Source organism: Paracoccus caeni, assembly GCF_016629665.1.
Taxonomy (GTDB): Bacteria; Pseudomonadota; Alphaproteobacteria; order Rhodobacterales; family Rhodobacteraceae; genus Paracoccus; species Paracoccus caeni.
In genome coordinates this window covers 49,026-62,610 of the sequence record NZ_JAEPRQ010000005.1, presented here as the reverse complement: position 1 = coordinate 62,610, position 13,585 = coordinate 49,026, and the positions used below count along the sequence as shown (strand labels likewise).

The following is a 13,585-nucleotide window of genomic DNA, read 5'->3' as shown; positions in this document are numbered from 1 at the left end:
CATGCTGTTCAAATCACGCAATTTCGATAATGCCGACATCGCGCTTCAGGCCGAAAGCCTGACCGTCGCTTTGCCCGACACGCCGGGCCAGCCGCAGGTGCTGAAGGGGATCGATGTCACCATCCGTCAGGGCGAAACCGTCTGTCTGGTCGGCGAATCCGGGTCGGGCAAGTCGGTCACCTCGCTGGCGATCATGGGCCTTCTGCCCGAGGCGCTGAAGGTCGCCAATGGCAAGATCAACCTGCAAGGCCAGAACCTGCTGCCGCTGACGCAGGCGCAGATGCGCGAACTGCGTGCCGCCCGCGTGGCGATGATCTTTCAAGAGCCGATGACGGCGCTGAACCCGGTCCTGCGGGTCGGCGATCAGATCATGGAGGTGATGGAGCTTCACACCAGACTGGGCCAATCCGAGCGCCGCAAACGCGCCAAGGCGATCATGGAGCAGGTCCACCTGCCCGATGTGGACCGCATCTTCCGCAGCTATCCGCACCAATTGTCGGGCGGTCAACGGCAGCGGATCATGATCGCGATGGCTTTGGTGCTGGAACCCGTTCTCTTGATCGCGGACGAGCCGACCACCGCGCTGGACGTGACCACACAAAAGCAGATCCTGTCGCTGATCGACGAATTGCAGCAAAAGCACGGCACCGCCGTTCTGTTCATCACCCATGACATGGGCGTCGTCGCTGAAATCGCCGATACGGTCTATGTGATGAAACATGGCGAGATCGTGGAGCACGCCCCGGTCGAACAGCTTCTGCGCCACCCGCGCGAGGAATATACCCACAAGCTGCTATCCGCCGTGCCCAGCCTGTCGCCCCGCGATCCCCGGCCCGCCGGGTCCGAAGTCGTGCTGTCGGTCGAAAGGCTGAACAAGATCTACGGCGGCGGCGGTATCCTGCGGAAACTGCCTCAGGCCCATGCGGCGAAAGACGTGACCTTCACGCTGACACGCGGACGCACACTGGGCATCGTCGGTGAAAGCGGCTCGGGCAAATCTACCGTGGCGCGCTGCATCATGCGGCTGATCGACCCGTCTTCCGGGCGGATCATGCTGGATGGCAGCGACATTGCCAGCCTGTCGCGCGGCGCGCTGCGCCCGCATCGCAAGAAGTTGCAGGTGGTGTTTCAGGACCCGATGCGGTCGCTGAACCCGCGCTGGACCATCGCGCAAAGCCTGATCGAGGGGCCGCTGAACTATGGCACAAGCCGCCGCGATGCGCTGGCCGAGGCGAAGCGGCTGATGGGTGTCGTCGGCCTGCCCGAAGATTCGCTGAACCGCTATCCGCACCAGTTTTCGGGCGGTCAGCGGCAGCGGATCGCGATTGCCCGCGCGGTGATGATGCGGCCCGATGTGCTGGTCGCGGATGAGGCGGTGTCGGCGCTGGATGTCTCGGTTCAGGCGCAGGTGCTGGCGCTGCTGGATCAGTTGCAGCAGGAATTCGGCATCGCCATCGTCTTTATCACCCATGATCTGCGCGTCGCCGCCCAGATTTGTGACGATGTGATCGTCATGCAGCGCGGCGAGGTCGTGGAACATGGCCCCGCCGGCGAGGTGCTGGGCGCGCCCGCCCATGCCTATACCCGCGCCCTGATCGACGCCGCCCCCGGCCGTGACTGGGACTTCCAGAACTTCCGTTCGATGAGTGAGACCGAAAATGCCCAACCTGCCTGAAATCGACGCCGCCACCCCGGAACTGCAGGCGATCTTCCGCGACCTGCACGCCCATCCCGAAATCGGCTTCGAAGAGGTCCGCACATCCGGCATCGTCGCCGGAAAGCTGCGCGATTTCGGCTTTGACGAGGTGCATGAGGGCATCGCGAAAACCGGCGTCGTCGGCATTCTGCGCGGCAAGGGTCAGGGGAACCGCCGCGTGGGCTTGCGCGCCGACATGGACGCGCTGCCGATCGATGAGACCAGCGGGCTGGACTATGCCTCGCAAAATCCGGGCCGGATGCATGCCTGCGGCCATGACGGCCACACCACGATGCTGCTGGGCGCGGCGAAATACCTGTCGGCCAGCCGCAATTTCGACGGCACGGCGGTCTTCATCTTCCAGCCCGCCGAGGAAGGTCTGGGCGGCGCGCGCGGCATGATCGCCGATGGGCTGTTCCAGCGCTTCCCCGTCGATGAGGTTTACGGAATGCACAACCAGCCCAATGGCAAACCGGGCCGCGCCACCATTCGCAAGGGCGCGGCAATGGCCGGGGCGTCGTTCTTTGACATCTCCGTCACCGGCAAGGGCAGCCATGCCGCCATGCCGCAGCAATCCCGCGATGCGCTGGTGGTGGCTTCGGCGCTGGTCGGGCAATTCCAGACCATCCTTGGCCGCAACCTGCCGCCGCTGGAATCCGGCGTGCTGTCGGTCACGCAGATCCACGCGGGCAGCGCCTATAACGTGGTCCCCGAAACCGCCACGCTTGCGGGCACCGTCCGCTTCTTCAAGCCCGAGGTTCGCGACCTGATGCAGACCCGCATGCGCGAGATTTGCGCGGGCCTTGCCCTTGCCCACGGCGTCCAGATCCAGATCGATTTCCGCGAGATCTTCGATGTGCTGCTGAACGACGACGCCCTGTCGGAGGAATGGATGGCGGCGGCGGCGGATGTGATCGGGGCCGAGAACATGACCGACAATGCCGAACCCATGACCGGCTCGGAAGATTTCGCCGATATGCTGCAACAGGTGCCGGGCGCTTACGGCAATCTCGGCCATGCCGGAACCGTGCCGCTGCACAATCCGGGGTTTGTTCTGGACCCCGGCATCCTTCCCGTCGGCGCCTCGATCTATGCCCGCCTGATCGAACGCCGCCTGCCTTTGGAGACCACCGCATGAACGCCCATAACCTGCCCTTCGACAGCAACCGGATGCTGGACGGGCTGCGCCCATGGATCGAATGCGAAAGCCCGACCTTTGACGCAGCCGCTGTCAGCCGCATGATGGCCCTTGCCGCCGCCGATCTGGTCGAGGCCGGTGCCCATGTCGAAACCATTCCCGGCACCGGCGGCTTTGGCGATTCCATCCGCGCGACCTTCCCCCATCCCGATCAGGGCAAGCCGGGCATTCTGGTCTCGGGCCATATGGACACAGTCCACCCGCTCGGCACGCTGGAAAAGCTGCCGTTCCGGGTCGCAGACGGCAAGGCTTGGGGTCCGGGCATCATGGACATGAAAGGCGGCAATTACGTCTTCCTGGAGGCGATGCGCCAAATCCTGAAAGCGGGCATCCAGACGCCGCTGCCTGTCACTTTCCTGTTCACCCCTGACGAAGAGGTCGGCACCCCCGCCACCCGTGGCTTGATCGAAGATCACGCCCGCAACCAGCGCGCCGTTCTGCTGCCCGAACCCGCCTCACCCGATGGCGGCGCGGTGATCGGACGCTATGCCATCGCGCGCTTCAACCTTCTGACCAAGGGCCGCCCCAGCCATGCGGGCTGGGCGCTGAAAGACGGTCGTTCGGCCATCGCCGCCATGGCCCGCCGCATCCCGCAGATCGAGGGGATGACGACCGAGGATTGCACCTTCTCGGTCGGGGTCATTCATGCCGGGCAATGGGTCAACTGCGTCAGCTCGGAATGCCATGCCGAGGTGCTAAGCATGGCCAAGCGTCAGGAAGATCTGGATCGCGGCGTGGCGGCGATGCTGGATTTGCAGGGCGAGGAAGACGGCACCGATTTCATCGTCACCCGAGGCGTCACCCGCCCGGTATGGGAGCCGCAACCCGGCACGATGGCGCTTTACGAGATCGCCAAGGGCATCGCTGCCGAGATCGGCTTTGATCTGAATGCGGGCAGCGCGGGCGGCGGCTCGGACGGGAACTTCACCGGCGCGATGGGCGTGCCGACGCTGGATTCGATCGGCGTGCGCGGCAAGGGGCTGCATACGCTGGACGAGCATATCCAGATCGACAGCCTTGCCGAACGGGCGAGGCTGGCGGCGGGGTTGCTGACCCGGATCGCGTGAAAAGAAACCCCCGCCTTCGATGGAAGGCGGGGGTTATGATCGTCGCAATGCTTGACGATCAGAAGGTGAAGTCGCTGATGTCCAGATCGGCGCGGCGGAAATCGTCCAGCGTGATCGTGGTGTTGTCCGACAGGCGCAGGATCAGGTCGTCGCCGCTTTGACGGGCGCCGTTGATGACGCGCTGAACATCCGCGCGGCTGAAATCATCCAGATCCAGCTTGTCCACGCCGTTCTGGAAATCGCTGATCGTGTCGCGACCGTCGCCCAGTTCGAACTCGAACACATCAGCGCCCTGACCGCCGTTCAGGATGTCATTGCCGCGACCGCCCTCCAGCGTGTCGTTGCCCTGACCGCCGAACAGGCGATCATCGCCGTCACCGCCGTCCAGCTCATCCCGACCCGTGCCGCCATACAGACGGTCATTGCCGCTGCCGCCGTCAAGCTCATCATTGCCGCTGCCGCCGCTGAGGAAATCGTTGCCGCCGTCGCCGTCCAGCTCGTCATTTCCGTCGCCGCCATAGATGGTGTCGTTGCCCCAGCCACCGTCAAGCTCGTCATTGCCCAGACCGCCATCGATGTAATCGTGACCGTTGCCGCCCTCGATATCGTCATTGCCGCGACCGCCCAGCAGCCGGTCATTGCCGTCGCCGCCATAGATGTCGTCGTTCCCGTCATATCCGAAGATGGTGTCGTTCCCGCTCAGCCCGGACAGCCAGTCCGACAGCGAAGTCCCCTTCAGCAGATCCGAGCCGTTGGTGCCAACCTTGCGTGCCATGATATCATTCCTTCGAAAATCTCGCGGCGATCCGGAATGGATCTGCCTTGTTTACGCAACCGGCTATACGCACCCGATGCTGACAGCGTTCTGATGGCATCTGTCAGCGAAATGTCAGGAAGCAGGTTTTGCGGGCCGATTTCGCGCCTGTCAGCGGAATGTCAGCGGAAATCCGCTAGGGGAGCAGCATGAAACACCTATCGCTTCTTCTGCTGTTCCTTTTGATCCCTGCCACCTCTGGCGGCCAGGATACCGCGCAACCCGATTTCGAACTGGCGCAGGATGCCGTTGCGCGCGGGGAAATCCTGCCGCTGGCAGAGGTGCTGGAGGCTCTGGCCCGCACGCATCCCGGTCATATCGTCGAGGTCGAGCTTGAATACAGCTATGGAATCCGCGTCTATGAGGTCGAACTGATCACCGAGGATGGTCGGCTGATCGAGGTCGATCTGGACGCCGCCACCGCCGAGGTGCTGTCGGTCGAGGACGAGGATGAGGACGATCTTTTCTGATGCGCGCATTGGTGGTCGAGGACGATTCGAAGATCGCGGCAGATGTCCGGCGGGCGCTGGAATCGGCGGGCTTCAGGGTCGAGCATGTCGATGAGGGTGAAACCGCGTGGTTTCAGGGCGGGACGGAAAATTACGACCTGATCGTGCTGGATCTGGGCCTGCCCCGGCTGGACGGTCTGACCGTGCTGAAACGTTGGCGGGCCGAGGGGTGTGAAAGCCCGGTTCTGGTGCTGACCGCGCGCGGTGCATGGACCGAACGGGTCGAGGGGATCGATGCCGGTGCCGACGATTACCTGCCCAAGCCCTTCCGGATGGAGGAATTGATCGCCCGCGCCCGCGCGCTGGTCAGACGCGCCGGAGGGCGCGCGGCCTCGGTCCAGCAGGTCGGGGGATTGTCGGTGGATATGAACCGGATGACGGTCGCGGTTGCTGGCGTGCCGGTGGCGGTGACGCCGCTTGAATACCGGCTGCTCGCCTATCTGGCGCTGCACCGCGACCGGACGGTTCCGCCCGGTGAATTGCTGGAACACCTTTACGGTGACGACGACGCCAAGGACGCCAATGCGCTGGAGGCGGTCATCACCCGCCTGCGCCGAAAGATCGGCACCGGCGTCATCCGCACCCGTCGCGGCTTCGGCTATGATCTGGGCGGCGAAGGGTGAGCCGGAACTCACTTCGCCTGCGCCTGATCCTTGCCGGTGCCGTGGCGATCGTGCTGACGCTGGGCCTGTCCACGATCGGTCTGTCCTATCTCTTTGTCCGCCATGTCGAACGGGTTGCGGTTGACGATCTGCAATCGCGCGCAATGGCCTTGGCATCGATGGTCGAAATCTCGGCCGGATCGCCGCCGCGCCTTGTCGATCCACCGCCCGATCCGCTGTTTCGTCAGCCCTTCTCGGGCCATTACTGGCAAGTGAGCCTTGGCGATGAGATGCGGCGGTCACGCTCTCTCTGGGATTATCAACTCCCCGCGCCGGATGATCTGGCCGCCCCCGGCCAGACGCGCGTTCTGTCGCTGCCCGGCCCTCAGGGCGAGGCACTGCTGGTCGTGGAACAAAGCCTGCTGGTCGATCACGACGGCACCCGCCTGCCGTTGCGCATCCTTGTCGCGACCGACCGCGATGCGCTGGATCTGGCGGAACAGGGATTTCTGCGCGACCTGATGCCATTTCTGGTAATCCTTGGCGCCTTGCTGCTGACCGCCTTCTGGATGCAGATCCGCGTGGGCCTGCGCCCGCTGTCTCAGGTCAGCAACCGTGTCCGTGCGCTGACAACGGGCGACCGGGCGCGGATCGGCACCGATCTGCCGGATGAGGTTGTGCCGCTGTCCCGCCAGATCGACGAATTGCTGGACGCACGGGATGCCGAACTGCTTCGCGCCCGCCACCGTGCCGCCGATCTTGCCCATGGCTTCAAGACCCCGCTGCAGGCGCTGCTGGGCGATGCAGAAAAGCTGCGGGATCAGGGGCAGGACGGGCTGGCCGGCAGTATCGAAACCGTGGTCGGATCAATGCGGCGGCTGGTTGACCGCGAATTGACGCGGGCGCGGATTCAATCCGACCTGACCACCGCCGAAGCAGAGCCAGAGACCGTCATCAACCGCGTCGTGCAGGTTCTGCGCCGGATGCCGCGCGGGGCCGATCTTGGCTGGCATGTCAGCGCGGGATCGCATCTGCGCGCCCGCATCGACCCCGACGACCTGACCGAGGCGCTTGGCGCACTGCTGGAAAACGCCATGCGCCATGCGGAAAGCGCGGTCTGGATCGATGTCACCGGCAGCGGGTCAAGCGTGCAGATCACCATTCGCGACGACGGGCCGGGGGTTCCGGCGGACGATCTGCAACGGATGACAAAGCGTGGTGTCAGGCTGGACCAGTCGGGCGAGGGTCAGGGCATTGGCCTTGCCATCGTGCATGACATCATCGATGCGGCAGATGGTCAGGTCGCGCTGGAAAACGCGGGTCCGGGGCTGAGGGTGACAATCACCCTGCATGCCCGTTAGGCGGCTCGGTTACAGCGACGCCATCACCTCTGCCCCGATCTCGAAGCTGCGCAGACGGGCGGTCTGATCGTGGATATGCCCGGTCAGGATCACCTCATCCGGCGCATAGCGGTCGATGAAGCCCTGCATCTGCGTCTTCACCTCGGCGGGATTGCCGACGACGGTGATCTTCAGCGCCTGATCGACCATGCGGCGCATCTGCGGGCCGATCTCTGCGTCGATGTCGCGGGTCGGACGCGGCAGCTTGCCGGGCATCCCGGTCCGCAGCCGCGCAAAGGCCAGTTGCATCGAGGATCGCAGGAAATGCGCCTCATCCGCGTCATCGGCGGCAAAGATGTTCACCGCCAGCATCGCCCGAGGCTCTTGCCCGAACTGCGTCGGGCGGAAACGGTCGCGATATGTGGCAAAGGCCTGATCCAGATCGCCGGGCGCGAAATGGCTGGCGAAGGCATAGGGCAGACCCAGATGCGCGGCCAGTTGCGCACCAAACAGGCTGCTGCCCAGAATCCAGACCGGCACATTCGTGCCCTCGCCCGGAAGCGCCCGGACCTGTGCGCCCTCTCGCGGCGGCCCAAGATATTCCAGAAGCTCCACCACATCCTGCGGAAAGCTGTCGGCCATTGGATCACGCCTCAGCGCCCGGATCACCGCCCCGTCGCCACCCGGCGCGCGGCCAAGCCCCAGATCGATACGGTCGGGAAAGGCGGTCGCCAGCGTCCCGAACGCCTCGGCCACGGTCAGCGGCGCATGGTTCGGCAGCATGATGCCCCCTGCCCCCACCCGGATGCGGCTGGTCACTTGCGCCACCAGCCCGATCAGCACGGCGGTCGCGGCGCTGGCGATGCCCGGCATATTGTGATGCTCGGCCAGCCAATAGCGGTGATACCCCCAACTTTCGGCCTTTTGCGCCAGATCAAGCGTGTTACGGATCGCATCCGACGCCTCGAACCCCTCGGGGACGGGCGACAGATCGAGAAGGGAAAAGGGAATGCTGCTCATGTCAGGTAGCTAGGCACGACCGGCCGGATTGCAAGCTCTGCAAATCAGCTACCGCTGCGTCGTGCCAGAACCCCGGTCAGCCCGGTCACAAGCTCGCCGATCGGGCCTGCCGTCTCCCATGCGTAAAGCGCGGCCTGCAAAGCGGGCTCGGTCCCGAACATCTCGCATCGCCGGACCCTTGCGTCCAGCGTCGCCGAGACCGGCAGCAGGGTGATCCCCAATGCCCCCTCGACCCCAAGAAGGACGCTGTGCAGGCTGTTGCCGGAAAAGGCGACATGCCAGCGCTTTCTTTCACGCTCGATCCGCTCGAACATCGCGTCGCGGTAAAGTCCGCCGGGCGGGAAGGTCACCAGCGGCACCGTATCGCCCCAGTCTCGTGGCAGAACGGCGCTTTCAAACCATGCCATCGGCTCTTCGAACGCCGCCCGGCAATCGGCGCTGGCCTTCGGCTCCTTGACCACCACCATATCCAGTTCCGCGGCACGGTAGCGTCGCGTCAGATCGCGGCTGAGGCCGACCGTCACGTCCAGCCGGATCTCGGGGAAACGGCGGGTGAAATGGCGGAACATGGTGCAGGTGACCGGGTTGAAGATATCCTCCGGCAACCCGATTCTGATCGCGCTGCTGCCGCTTGGATCGCCCAGCACCAACGCCGCCTCGGACTGCAGTGCCAGAATGCGGCGGGCATAGCCCAAGAGACGTTCACCCTGCGCGGTCGGCAGAACCGGGCGGGCGGCGCGTTCGATCAGCGGATGCCCGACCGCCTCTTCCAGCCGGGCGATTTGCTGGCTGATGGTCGATTGCGTCATGTTCAGCCGGTCGGCGGCACGGGTGAAACTGCCCGCCTCGACGATGCCGACAAAGGCGCGCAGCAGGCGTGGGTCCAGCATCAGATGGCCTCATCTATTTTATGCATGATTATCATCCAGAAATTTAATTTCCAGATAATCCATGCCGGCTTTATCCCCGTCGCAGGAAACGGGGCCGGAATCGGCTGGCTCTCTGGCATTGGATTTGGGAGGATTCACCATGCTCAGCACTCAGCATCACAGCCGCCGCGCCTTTCTGCGGGGATCAGGCGGCCTGATGACCGCATCCGCCGCGTTCGCCATGTCCGCCGCCTCGGGTCACGCCGCCGAGGGCGCCGCCGACAACCGCGCCACCTCGATCGCCGAGACGCATTACTATCTGACCGATGTGCTGCTTGAGACCGGCTTTGAGCGCGAAGGCGATCTGGTGATCGCCACCCTGACCGCGCCGCATGCGCTGGAAATCCGCGACGGGGCGATACAGGCGATCCTGCCCGAAGGCGCCGTGCTGGACCCGGCCATTGCGCGCTATTCGGCGGGCGGTCAGCTTTTGCTGCCTGCCTTCCGCGACATGCATATCCATCTGGACAAGACCTTTTACAGCGGCCCGTGGCGCGCCCCTGCCCGGTCGCCCGAGAACACGATCTTCGATCAGATCGCGCTTGAAGAACGACTACTGCCCGAACTGCTGACGACATCGCAGCAACGGGCCGAGGCGTTGATCGACCTGCTGCTGTCGCAGGGCACGACCCATGCCCGCAGCCATTGCAACATCGATCCGGTCAGCGGGTTGCGCAGTCTGGAGCATCTGAAACTTGCCCTTGAGAACCGCAAGGACAGCTTCACCTGCGAGATTGTCGCCTTCCCGCAGCACGGGTTGCTGTATTCCAACTCGGACAGCCTGATGCGTGAGGCGATGGATCTCGGCGTTGAATTCGTCGGCGGGCTGGACCCCACGAATGTCGATGGCGATATGGCGAAATCGCTGGATGCGATGTTCCAGATCGCGCTGGACCACGGCAAATCCATCGACATCCACACGCATGAAACCGGACCAAACGGGATCGCAGGCATCCGCTACATGGTCGAAACGGTCGAGCGGACACCGGAATTGAAGAACCGCCTGACGCTTAGCCACGCCTTCGCGTTTGTCGGGCTGCCCGAAGCCGAAGTCGATGAACTGGCCGAGCGGATGGCGGAACAGGGGATCAGTCTTGCCTCGACCGTGCCCATCGGGCGCCTGAACATGCCGCTGCCGCAGCTTCGCGCGCGGGGCGTGACGCTGATGTCGGGCACCGACAGCGTGATCGATCACTGGTCACCCTTCGGCACCGGCGACATGCTGGAGAAGGCCAATCTTTGCGCGCAGCTTTATTCGCGCGGGAACGAGCTTTCGCTGAACCGGGCATTGGCGATCAGCTCTGGCGATGTGCTGCCTTTGGCCGAGGATGGCAGCCGCGCATGGCCGCAGCCGGGCGATGCGGCCGAATTCACGCTGGCGGCAAGCTCTTGCTCGGCCGAGGCAGTTGCCCGCCGCTCGCCCCGGACCGCGACCTTCCACAAGGGGCGGTTGGTGTTTGGTGAGGTAGCGAAGGCCTGACGGCCCACCCCGGCAGAGGCGAACAATCCGCCACTGAAATGCAAAACGGGCAAGGTGGTCCAAACCGCCCTGCCCGCGAATTTCTTCCGGCGAGTGCTTTCGCCTCAGCCCATCTTCCGCAGATAGGTCCAGGTCGGCACCCGTGCATTCCGCGCCACCGACCAGCTTTCCGCATCGCCCAGGTAGACGAAACCGCAATTGGTCAGCACCCGGGCGGAACCCGGATTGTCCTGAAACACCTCGGCGAACAGCGTCCGCGACTTATGCGGATTGGCACGGACCAGCGCCTCGACCGCCTCGGTCGCGAAGCCGGTATTCCAATAGCCAGCCCCGATCCAGAAGCCCAGTTCGGACTGCTGATCCTCCATATGCGTCAGCGAGACGACCCCCAGCAGCTCGGCCAGCCGGTTCTCGGACCCGTCGATGGCCCAGACATCCTCTTGCCGTTTGGCATCCAGCGCGCGGGCCACGAAACCATCAGCCGCACCGGGCGGCAGGGGATGCGGGATCGCCCGCGTTCCTTCGGCCACGCGACGGTCTGCGGTGTAATGCGCGATCATCCCGACATCCGAGACGCGCAAAGGGCGCAAGGTGAAACGCTCGCTTCGGATGACCGGCTGGTTCAGCGCGGCTTGGTCGATCTTCAGGTCATCCAGGCGCGTTCCCTCGCGCATTGGTGCTGACATTACCATTTCCCCTCCCGGAAAAGGTCAGAATAAAAATGCCAGGGGGACCGGCTTTCGCCGATCCCCCTAACATCGAAATGTTACGTTTGGGTTACTCGGCGGCTTCGAGGCTCGCAGGAATTACCGAAATGAAGGTGCGGCCCTTGAGGCCTTTTTTGAAGGCAACATGGCCGTCGGTCAGTGCGAACAGGGTATGGTCTTTGCCCATGCCCACGTTCACGCCCGGCCACATCTTGGTGCCGCGCTGACGAACGATGATATTGCCTGCGATCGCTTCCTGACCGCCATACAGTTTCACGCCAAGACGGCGACCGGCCGAATCGCGACCGTTGCGGGACGAACCGCCTGCTTTCTTATGTGCCATGGCTCAGTCTCCTTAGGCTTCAGCGGCGTCTTTAGCCGGTTTCTTGGCGCGGGCGGGTTTCTTCGCCTCTGCTTCTTCGACCTTGGTGCGCGCGCCGACGGCAGCTTTCACACCGGTCTTGTCAGCGCCCTTGTCCAGCACGTCGGTGACGCGCAGCAGGGTCAGTTGCTGACGGTGGCCGCGCGTGCGCTGCGAGCTGTGCTTGCGGCGGCGCTTGACATAGGTGATCACCTTGTCGGCCTTGATCTGTTCGATCACTTCGGCCTGGACGCAGGCACCGCCGACCAGCGGCGCACCAAGGGTCGAGCCGACCATGAGAATATCGTTGAACTGGACTTTATCGCCAGCAGCAGCATTCAGCTTTTCAACGCGCAGCACGTCACCCGCCTGCACCTTGTATTGCTTGCCGCCTGTTTTCAGAACCGCGAACATCGCTTCGTTTCCTTCATCTTTCGCGTCCTTCGGCCCCGGATCGTTCCGGCGTTGCGGGCTTTTGCCGCCTTCGGACTGCGCACCCCGCATATCGGGATGACATTCAAAATAAGTAACCGGCCAAGGGCTGATGCCCGGCCGGTCCCGTGGATATGGCGGATTCGGCCCTGCAAGTCAACCCGAACCCGGCTGGCATTCGTGCAGATTTTTATGCGAATTATCGGAACCCGGTCAATTCGCGGGGCATTCCCCGCGGGTATGCACAAGGAAGCCTGTTGATGCAAAGCTTTACCTGCCCGGCCTCTGGTGATCGGGTCTATTTCGACAATCTCTTCTGCGCCTGCGGCCTGCCGCTTTACTATGAGCCCGAGGCGCGAGCGATGTGGAACGAGGCCGAGCCCTGCGTCAACCGCGACACCATCCAGTGCAACTGGGCTGCCGTCCCCGGCGAGACGCTGTGCCGGTCCTGCGCGATGTCGGATGTGGTTCCCGATCTCAGTGTAGACGAGAACCTGCATCTTCTGGCGCGGGCCGAACGGGCGAAACGGTGGGTCATGGCCAATCTGTCGAACTGGGACTGGTTCACCGATACCGATCCCGGCGCCCGCCCGCATTTCCAGATGCTGTCCGAGAATATCGGCGGCCGGGCCGAGCAGATCACCATGGGCCATCTGGACGGCAATATTATCATCAACGTGACCGAGGCGGATGGCCTGATCCGGGTGCAGCGCCAGCATCAACTGGGCGAGCAATACCGATCCATGGTCGGCCATTTCCGCCACGAGATCGCGCATTTCCTGTTCGACCGTCTGGCCATTGCGCCCGGCTTTCTTGACGATTTCCGGGCGATCTTCGGCGATGAACAGGCCGATTACGGCATGGCGCTGCAGGAACATTACGCCAATCCCAAACTGCCGGGCGAGGATTTCATCACCGCCTACGCCACATCGCATCCGCACGAGGATTGGGCCGAGACCTGCGCCCATCTGCTGCATATCGTCGATTTCACCGATAGTTTCGTCAGCGCGGGCCTGTCGATGCAGGGCGTCCCGCCCGGCTATGCCCCCTATCAGGACGACGATGCCGAACATCTGCTGACCATCGCCGCCGAGGTCGCCATCGCCATCAACGACATCAATCGGGCCTTGGATAACAGCGACCTCTATCCCTTCGTGCTGACGCCCAGAACCCGCGAGAAGATCGGCTTTGCTCACGGCTGGCTGAAAAACCACCTGCAACGCGGCGCTTAGGGGCGAAGCAACATGCCTCTATCGACGGTCGCAGTTCAGAGCAGAGGGCAGAGACCAGCCGCGGATGGGCACGGCAACGCTTATTCTCAGCCGTTTATGGTGCCGCCCCGCCTGACATATCCGTAGCGCACGACCTCACCAAAGTGCCCAGCCGGGGGGCGTCTGGTCACTGCCCGGCGGTGCCTTTCAGGCACCTTG

The 13,585-nt window shown here is 63.8% G+C and carries 14 protein-coding genes; 8 read left to right on the top strand and 6 right to left on the bottom strand.

Annotated features, from left to right (window positions below):
• Window position 1 precedes the first annotated feature (1 nt).
• From JJJ17_RS13710 to JJJ17_RS13700, 3 genes are read left to right on the top strand one after another with little or no spacing between them, the layout of a single operon-like run.
• On the top strand, window positions 2-1,675 hold the full coding sequence (locus tag JJJ17_RS13710) for an ABC transporter ATP-binding protein (protein WP_200687394.1): 1,674 nt from the start codon (window positions 2-4) through the stop codon (window positions 1,673-1,675).
• Entirely contained in the window at window positions 1,659-2,834 is a 1,176-nt protein-coding gene (locus JJJ17_RS13705) for a M20 aminoacylase family protein (protein ID WP_200687393.1), read from the top strand. Before JJJ17_RS13710 ends, JJJ17_RS13705 begins: the two co-directional genes overlap by 17 nt.
• A complete protein-coding gene (locus JJJ17_RS13700; protein WP_200687392.1) occupies window positions 2,831-3,961 on the top strand; it encodes a M20/M25/M40 family metallo-hydrolase in 1,131 nt (376 codons plus the stop codon). Before JJJ17_RS13705 ends, JJJ17_RS13700 begins: the two co-directional genes overlap by 4 nt.
• Before the next feature lie 58 nt (window positions 3,962-4,019).
• On the opposite strand, the gene JJJ17_RS13695 is transcribed toward JJJ17_RS13700, so the two are convergent.
• Entirely contained in the window at window positions 4,020-4,736 is a 717-nt protein-coding gene (locus JJJ17_RS13695) for a calcium-binding protein (RefSeq protein WP_200687391.1), read from the bottom strand.
• 188 nt (window positions 4,737-4,924) lie between these two features.
• On the opposite strand from JJJ17_RS13695, the gene JJJ17_RS13690 reads away from it, so the two are divergent.
• The 3 genes from JJJ17_RS13690 to JJJ17_RS13680 are packed head-to-tail and all read left to right on the top strand — an operon-like array spanning window position 4,925 to window position 7,247.
• Complete coding sequence (locus JJJ17_RS13690; RefSeq protein WP_200687390.1) at window positions 4,925-5,245, top strand: PepSY domain-containing protein; 321 nt, start codon at window positions 4,925-4,927, stop codon at window positions 5,243-5,245.
• On the top strand, window positions 5,245-5,907 hold the full coding sequence (locus JJJ17_RS13685) for a response regulator transcription factor (RefSeq protein WP_200687389.1): 663 nt from the start codon (window positions 5,245-5,247) through the stop codon (window positions 5,905-5,907). Before JJJ17_RS13690 ends, JJJ17_RS13685 begins: the two co-directional genes overlap by 1 nt.
• Window positions 5,904-7,247 carry a sensor histidine kinase gene (locus JJJ17_RS13680; protein ID WP_200687388.1) on the top strand — a complete coding sequence of 448 codons (1,344 nt, stop codon included), beginning with the start codon at window positions 5,904-5,906 and terminating at the stop codon, window positions 7,245-7,247. The genes JJJ17_RS13685 and JJJ17_RS13680 overlap by 4 nt, the downstream gene beginning before the upstream one ends.
• Window positions 7,248-7,256: 9 nt before the next feature.
• Here the strand turns inward: JJJ17_RS13680 and JJJ17_RS13675 are convergent, their stop codons facing one another.
• Window positions 7,257-8,246: an LLM class flavin-dependent oxidoreductase gene (locus JJJ17_RS13675; protein ID WP_200687387.1), complete on the bottom strand. Its 990-nt coding sequence runs from the start codon at window positions 8,244-8,246 to the stop codon at window positions 7,257-7,259.
• Between the two features lie 44 nt (window positions 8,247-8,290).
• Complete coding sequence (locus tag JJJ17_RS13670) at window positions 8,291-9,136, bottom strand: LysR family transcriptional regulator (protein WP_200687386.1); 846 nt, start codon at window positions 9,134-9,136, stop codon at window positions 8,291-8,293.
• Window positions 9,137-9,275: 139 nt separating this feature from the next.
• Here JJJ17_RS13670 and JJJ17_RS13665 point away from each other — a divergent pair, with 139 nt between their 5' ends.
• Window positions 9,276-10,655 (top strand): amidohydrolase family protein, encoded by a 1,380-nt coding sequence (locus JJJ17_RS13665; RefSeq protein ID WP_200687385.1) that lies wholly within the window; start codon window positions 9,276-9,278, stop codon window positions 10,653-10,655.
• A gap of 104 nt (window positions 10,656-10,759) precedes the next feature.
• Here JJJ17_RS13665 and JJJ17_RS13660 read toward each other — a convergent pair whose 3' ends face one another.
• From JJJ17_RS13660 to rplU, 3 genes are all read right to left on the bottom strand, one after another.
• On the bottom strand, window positions 10,760-11,341 hold the full coding sequence (locus JJJ17_RS13660; RefSeq protein ID WP_234464101.1) for a GNAT family N-acetyltransferase: 582 nt from the start codon (window positions 11,339-11,341) through the stop codon (window positions 10,760-10,762).
• Between the two features lie 91 nt (window positions 11,342-11,432).
• Window positions 11,433-11,705 (bottom strand): 50S ribosomal protein L27, encoded by a 273-nt coding sequence (gene rpmA, locus JJJ17_RS13655; RefSeq protein ID WP_200687384.1) that lies wholly within the window; start codon window positions 11,703-11,705, stop codon window positions 11,433-11,435.
• A gap of 12 nt (window positions 11,706-11,717) precedes the next feature.
• Window positions 11,718-12,137: a 50S ribosomal protein L21 gene (rplU, locus tag JJJ17_RS13650; protein WP_200687383.1), complete on the bottom strand. Its 420-nt coding sequence runs from the start codon at window positions 12,135-12,137 to the stop codon at window positions 11,718-11,720.
• A 278-nt stretch (window positions 12,138-12,415) separates the two neighbouring features.
• Here rplU and JJJ17_RS13645 point away from each other — a divergent pair, with 278 nt between their 5' ends.
• On the top strand, window positions 12,416-13,387 hold the full coding sequence (locus JJJ17_RS13645) for a putative zinc-binding metallopeptidase (protein ID WP_200687382.1): 972 nt from the start codon (window positions 12,416-12,418) through the stop codon (window positions 13,385-13,387).
• Window positions 13,388-13,585 lie beyond the last annotated feature (198 nt).

Excerpts from the sequence above, each read along its gene's own strand:
- JJJ17_RS13675 (WP_200687387.1), bottom strand. The coding sequence starts at position 8,246 with ATGAGCAGCATTCCCTTTTCCCTTCTCGATCTGTCGCCCGTCCCCGAG.
- rplU (WP_200687383.1), bottom strand. The coding sequence starts at position 12,137 with ATGTTCGCGGTTCTGAAAACAGGCGGCAAGCAATACAAGGTGCAGGCG.
- JJJ17_RS13695 (WP_200687391.1), bottom strand. The coding sequence starts at position 4,736 with ATGGCACGCAAGGTTGGCACCAACGGCTCGGATCTGCTGAAGGGGACT.
- JJJ17_RS13685 (WP_200687389.1), top strand. The coding sequence starts at position 5,245 with ATGCGCGCATTGGTGGTCGAGGACGATTCGAAGATCGCGGCAGATGTC.
- JJJ17_RS13665 (WP_200687385.1), top strand. The coding sequence starts at position 9,276 with ATGCTCAGCACTCAGCATCACAGCCGCCGCGCCTTTCTGCGGGGATCA.
- JJJ17_RS13705 (WP_200687393.1), top strand. The coding sequence starts at position 1,659 with ATGCCCAACCTGCCTGAAATCGACGCCGCCACCCCGGAACTGCAGGCG.
- JJJ17_RS13670 (WP_200687386.1), bottom strand. The coding sequence starts at position 9,136 with ATGCTGGACCCACGCCTGCTGCGCGCCTTTGTCGGCATCGTCGAGGCG.
- JJJ17_RS13690 (WP_200687390.1), top strand. The coding sequence starts at position 4,925 with ATGAAACACCTATCGCTTCTTCTGCTGTTCCTTTTGATCCCTGCCACC.
- JJJ17_RS13700 (WP_200687392.1), top strand. The coding sequence starts at position 2,831 with ATGAACGCCCATAACCTGCCCTTCGACAGCAACCGGATGCTGGACGGG.
- JJJ17_RS13710 (WP_200687394.1), top strand. The coding sequence starts at position 2 with ATGCTGTTCAAATCACGCAATTTCGATAATGCCGACATCGCGCTTCAG.
- JJJ17_RS13660 (WP_234464101.1), bottom strand. The coding sequence starts at position 11,341 with ATGTCAGCACCAATGCGCGAGGGAACGCGCCTGGATGACCTGAAGATC.
- JJJ17_RS13645 (WP_200687382.1), top strand. The coding sequence starts at position 12,416 with ATGCAAAGCTTTACCTGCCCGGCCTCTGGTGATCGGGTCTATTTCGAC.
- rpmA (WP_200687384.1), bottom strand. The coding sequence starts at position 11,705 with ATGGCACATAAGAAAGCAGGCGGTTCGTCCCGCAACGGTCGCGATTCG.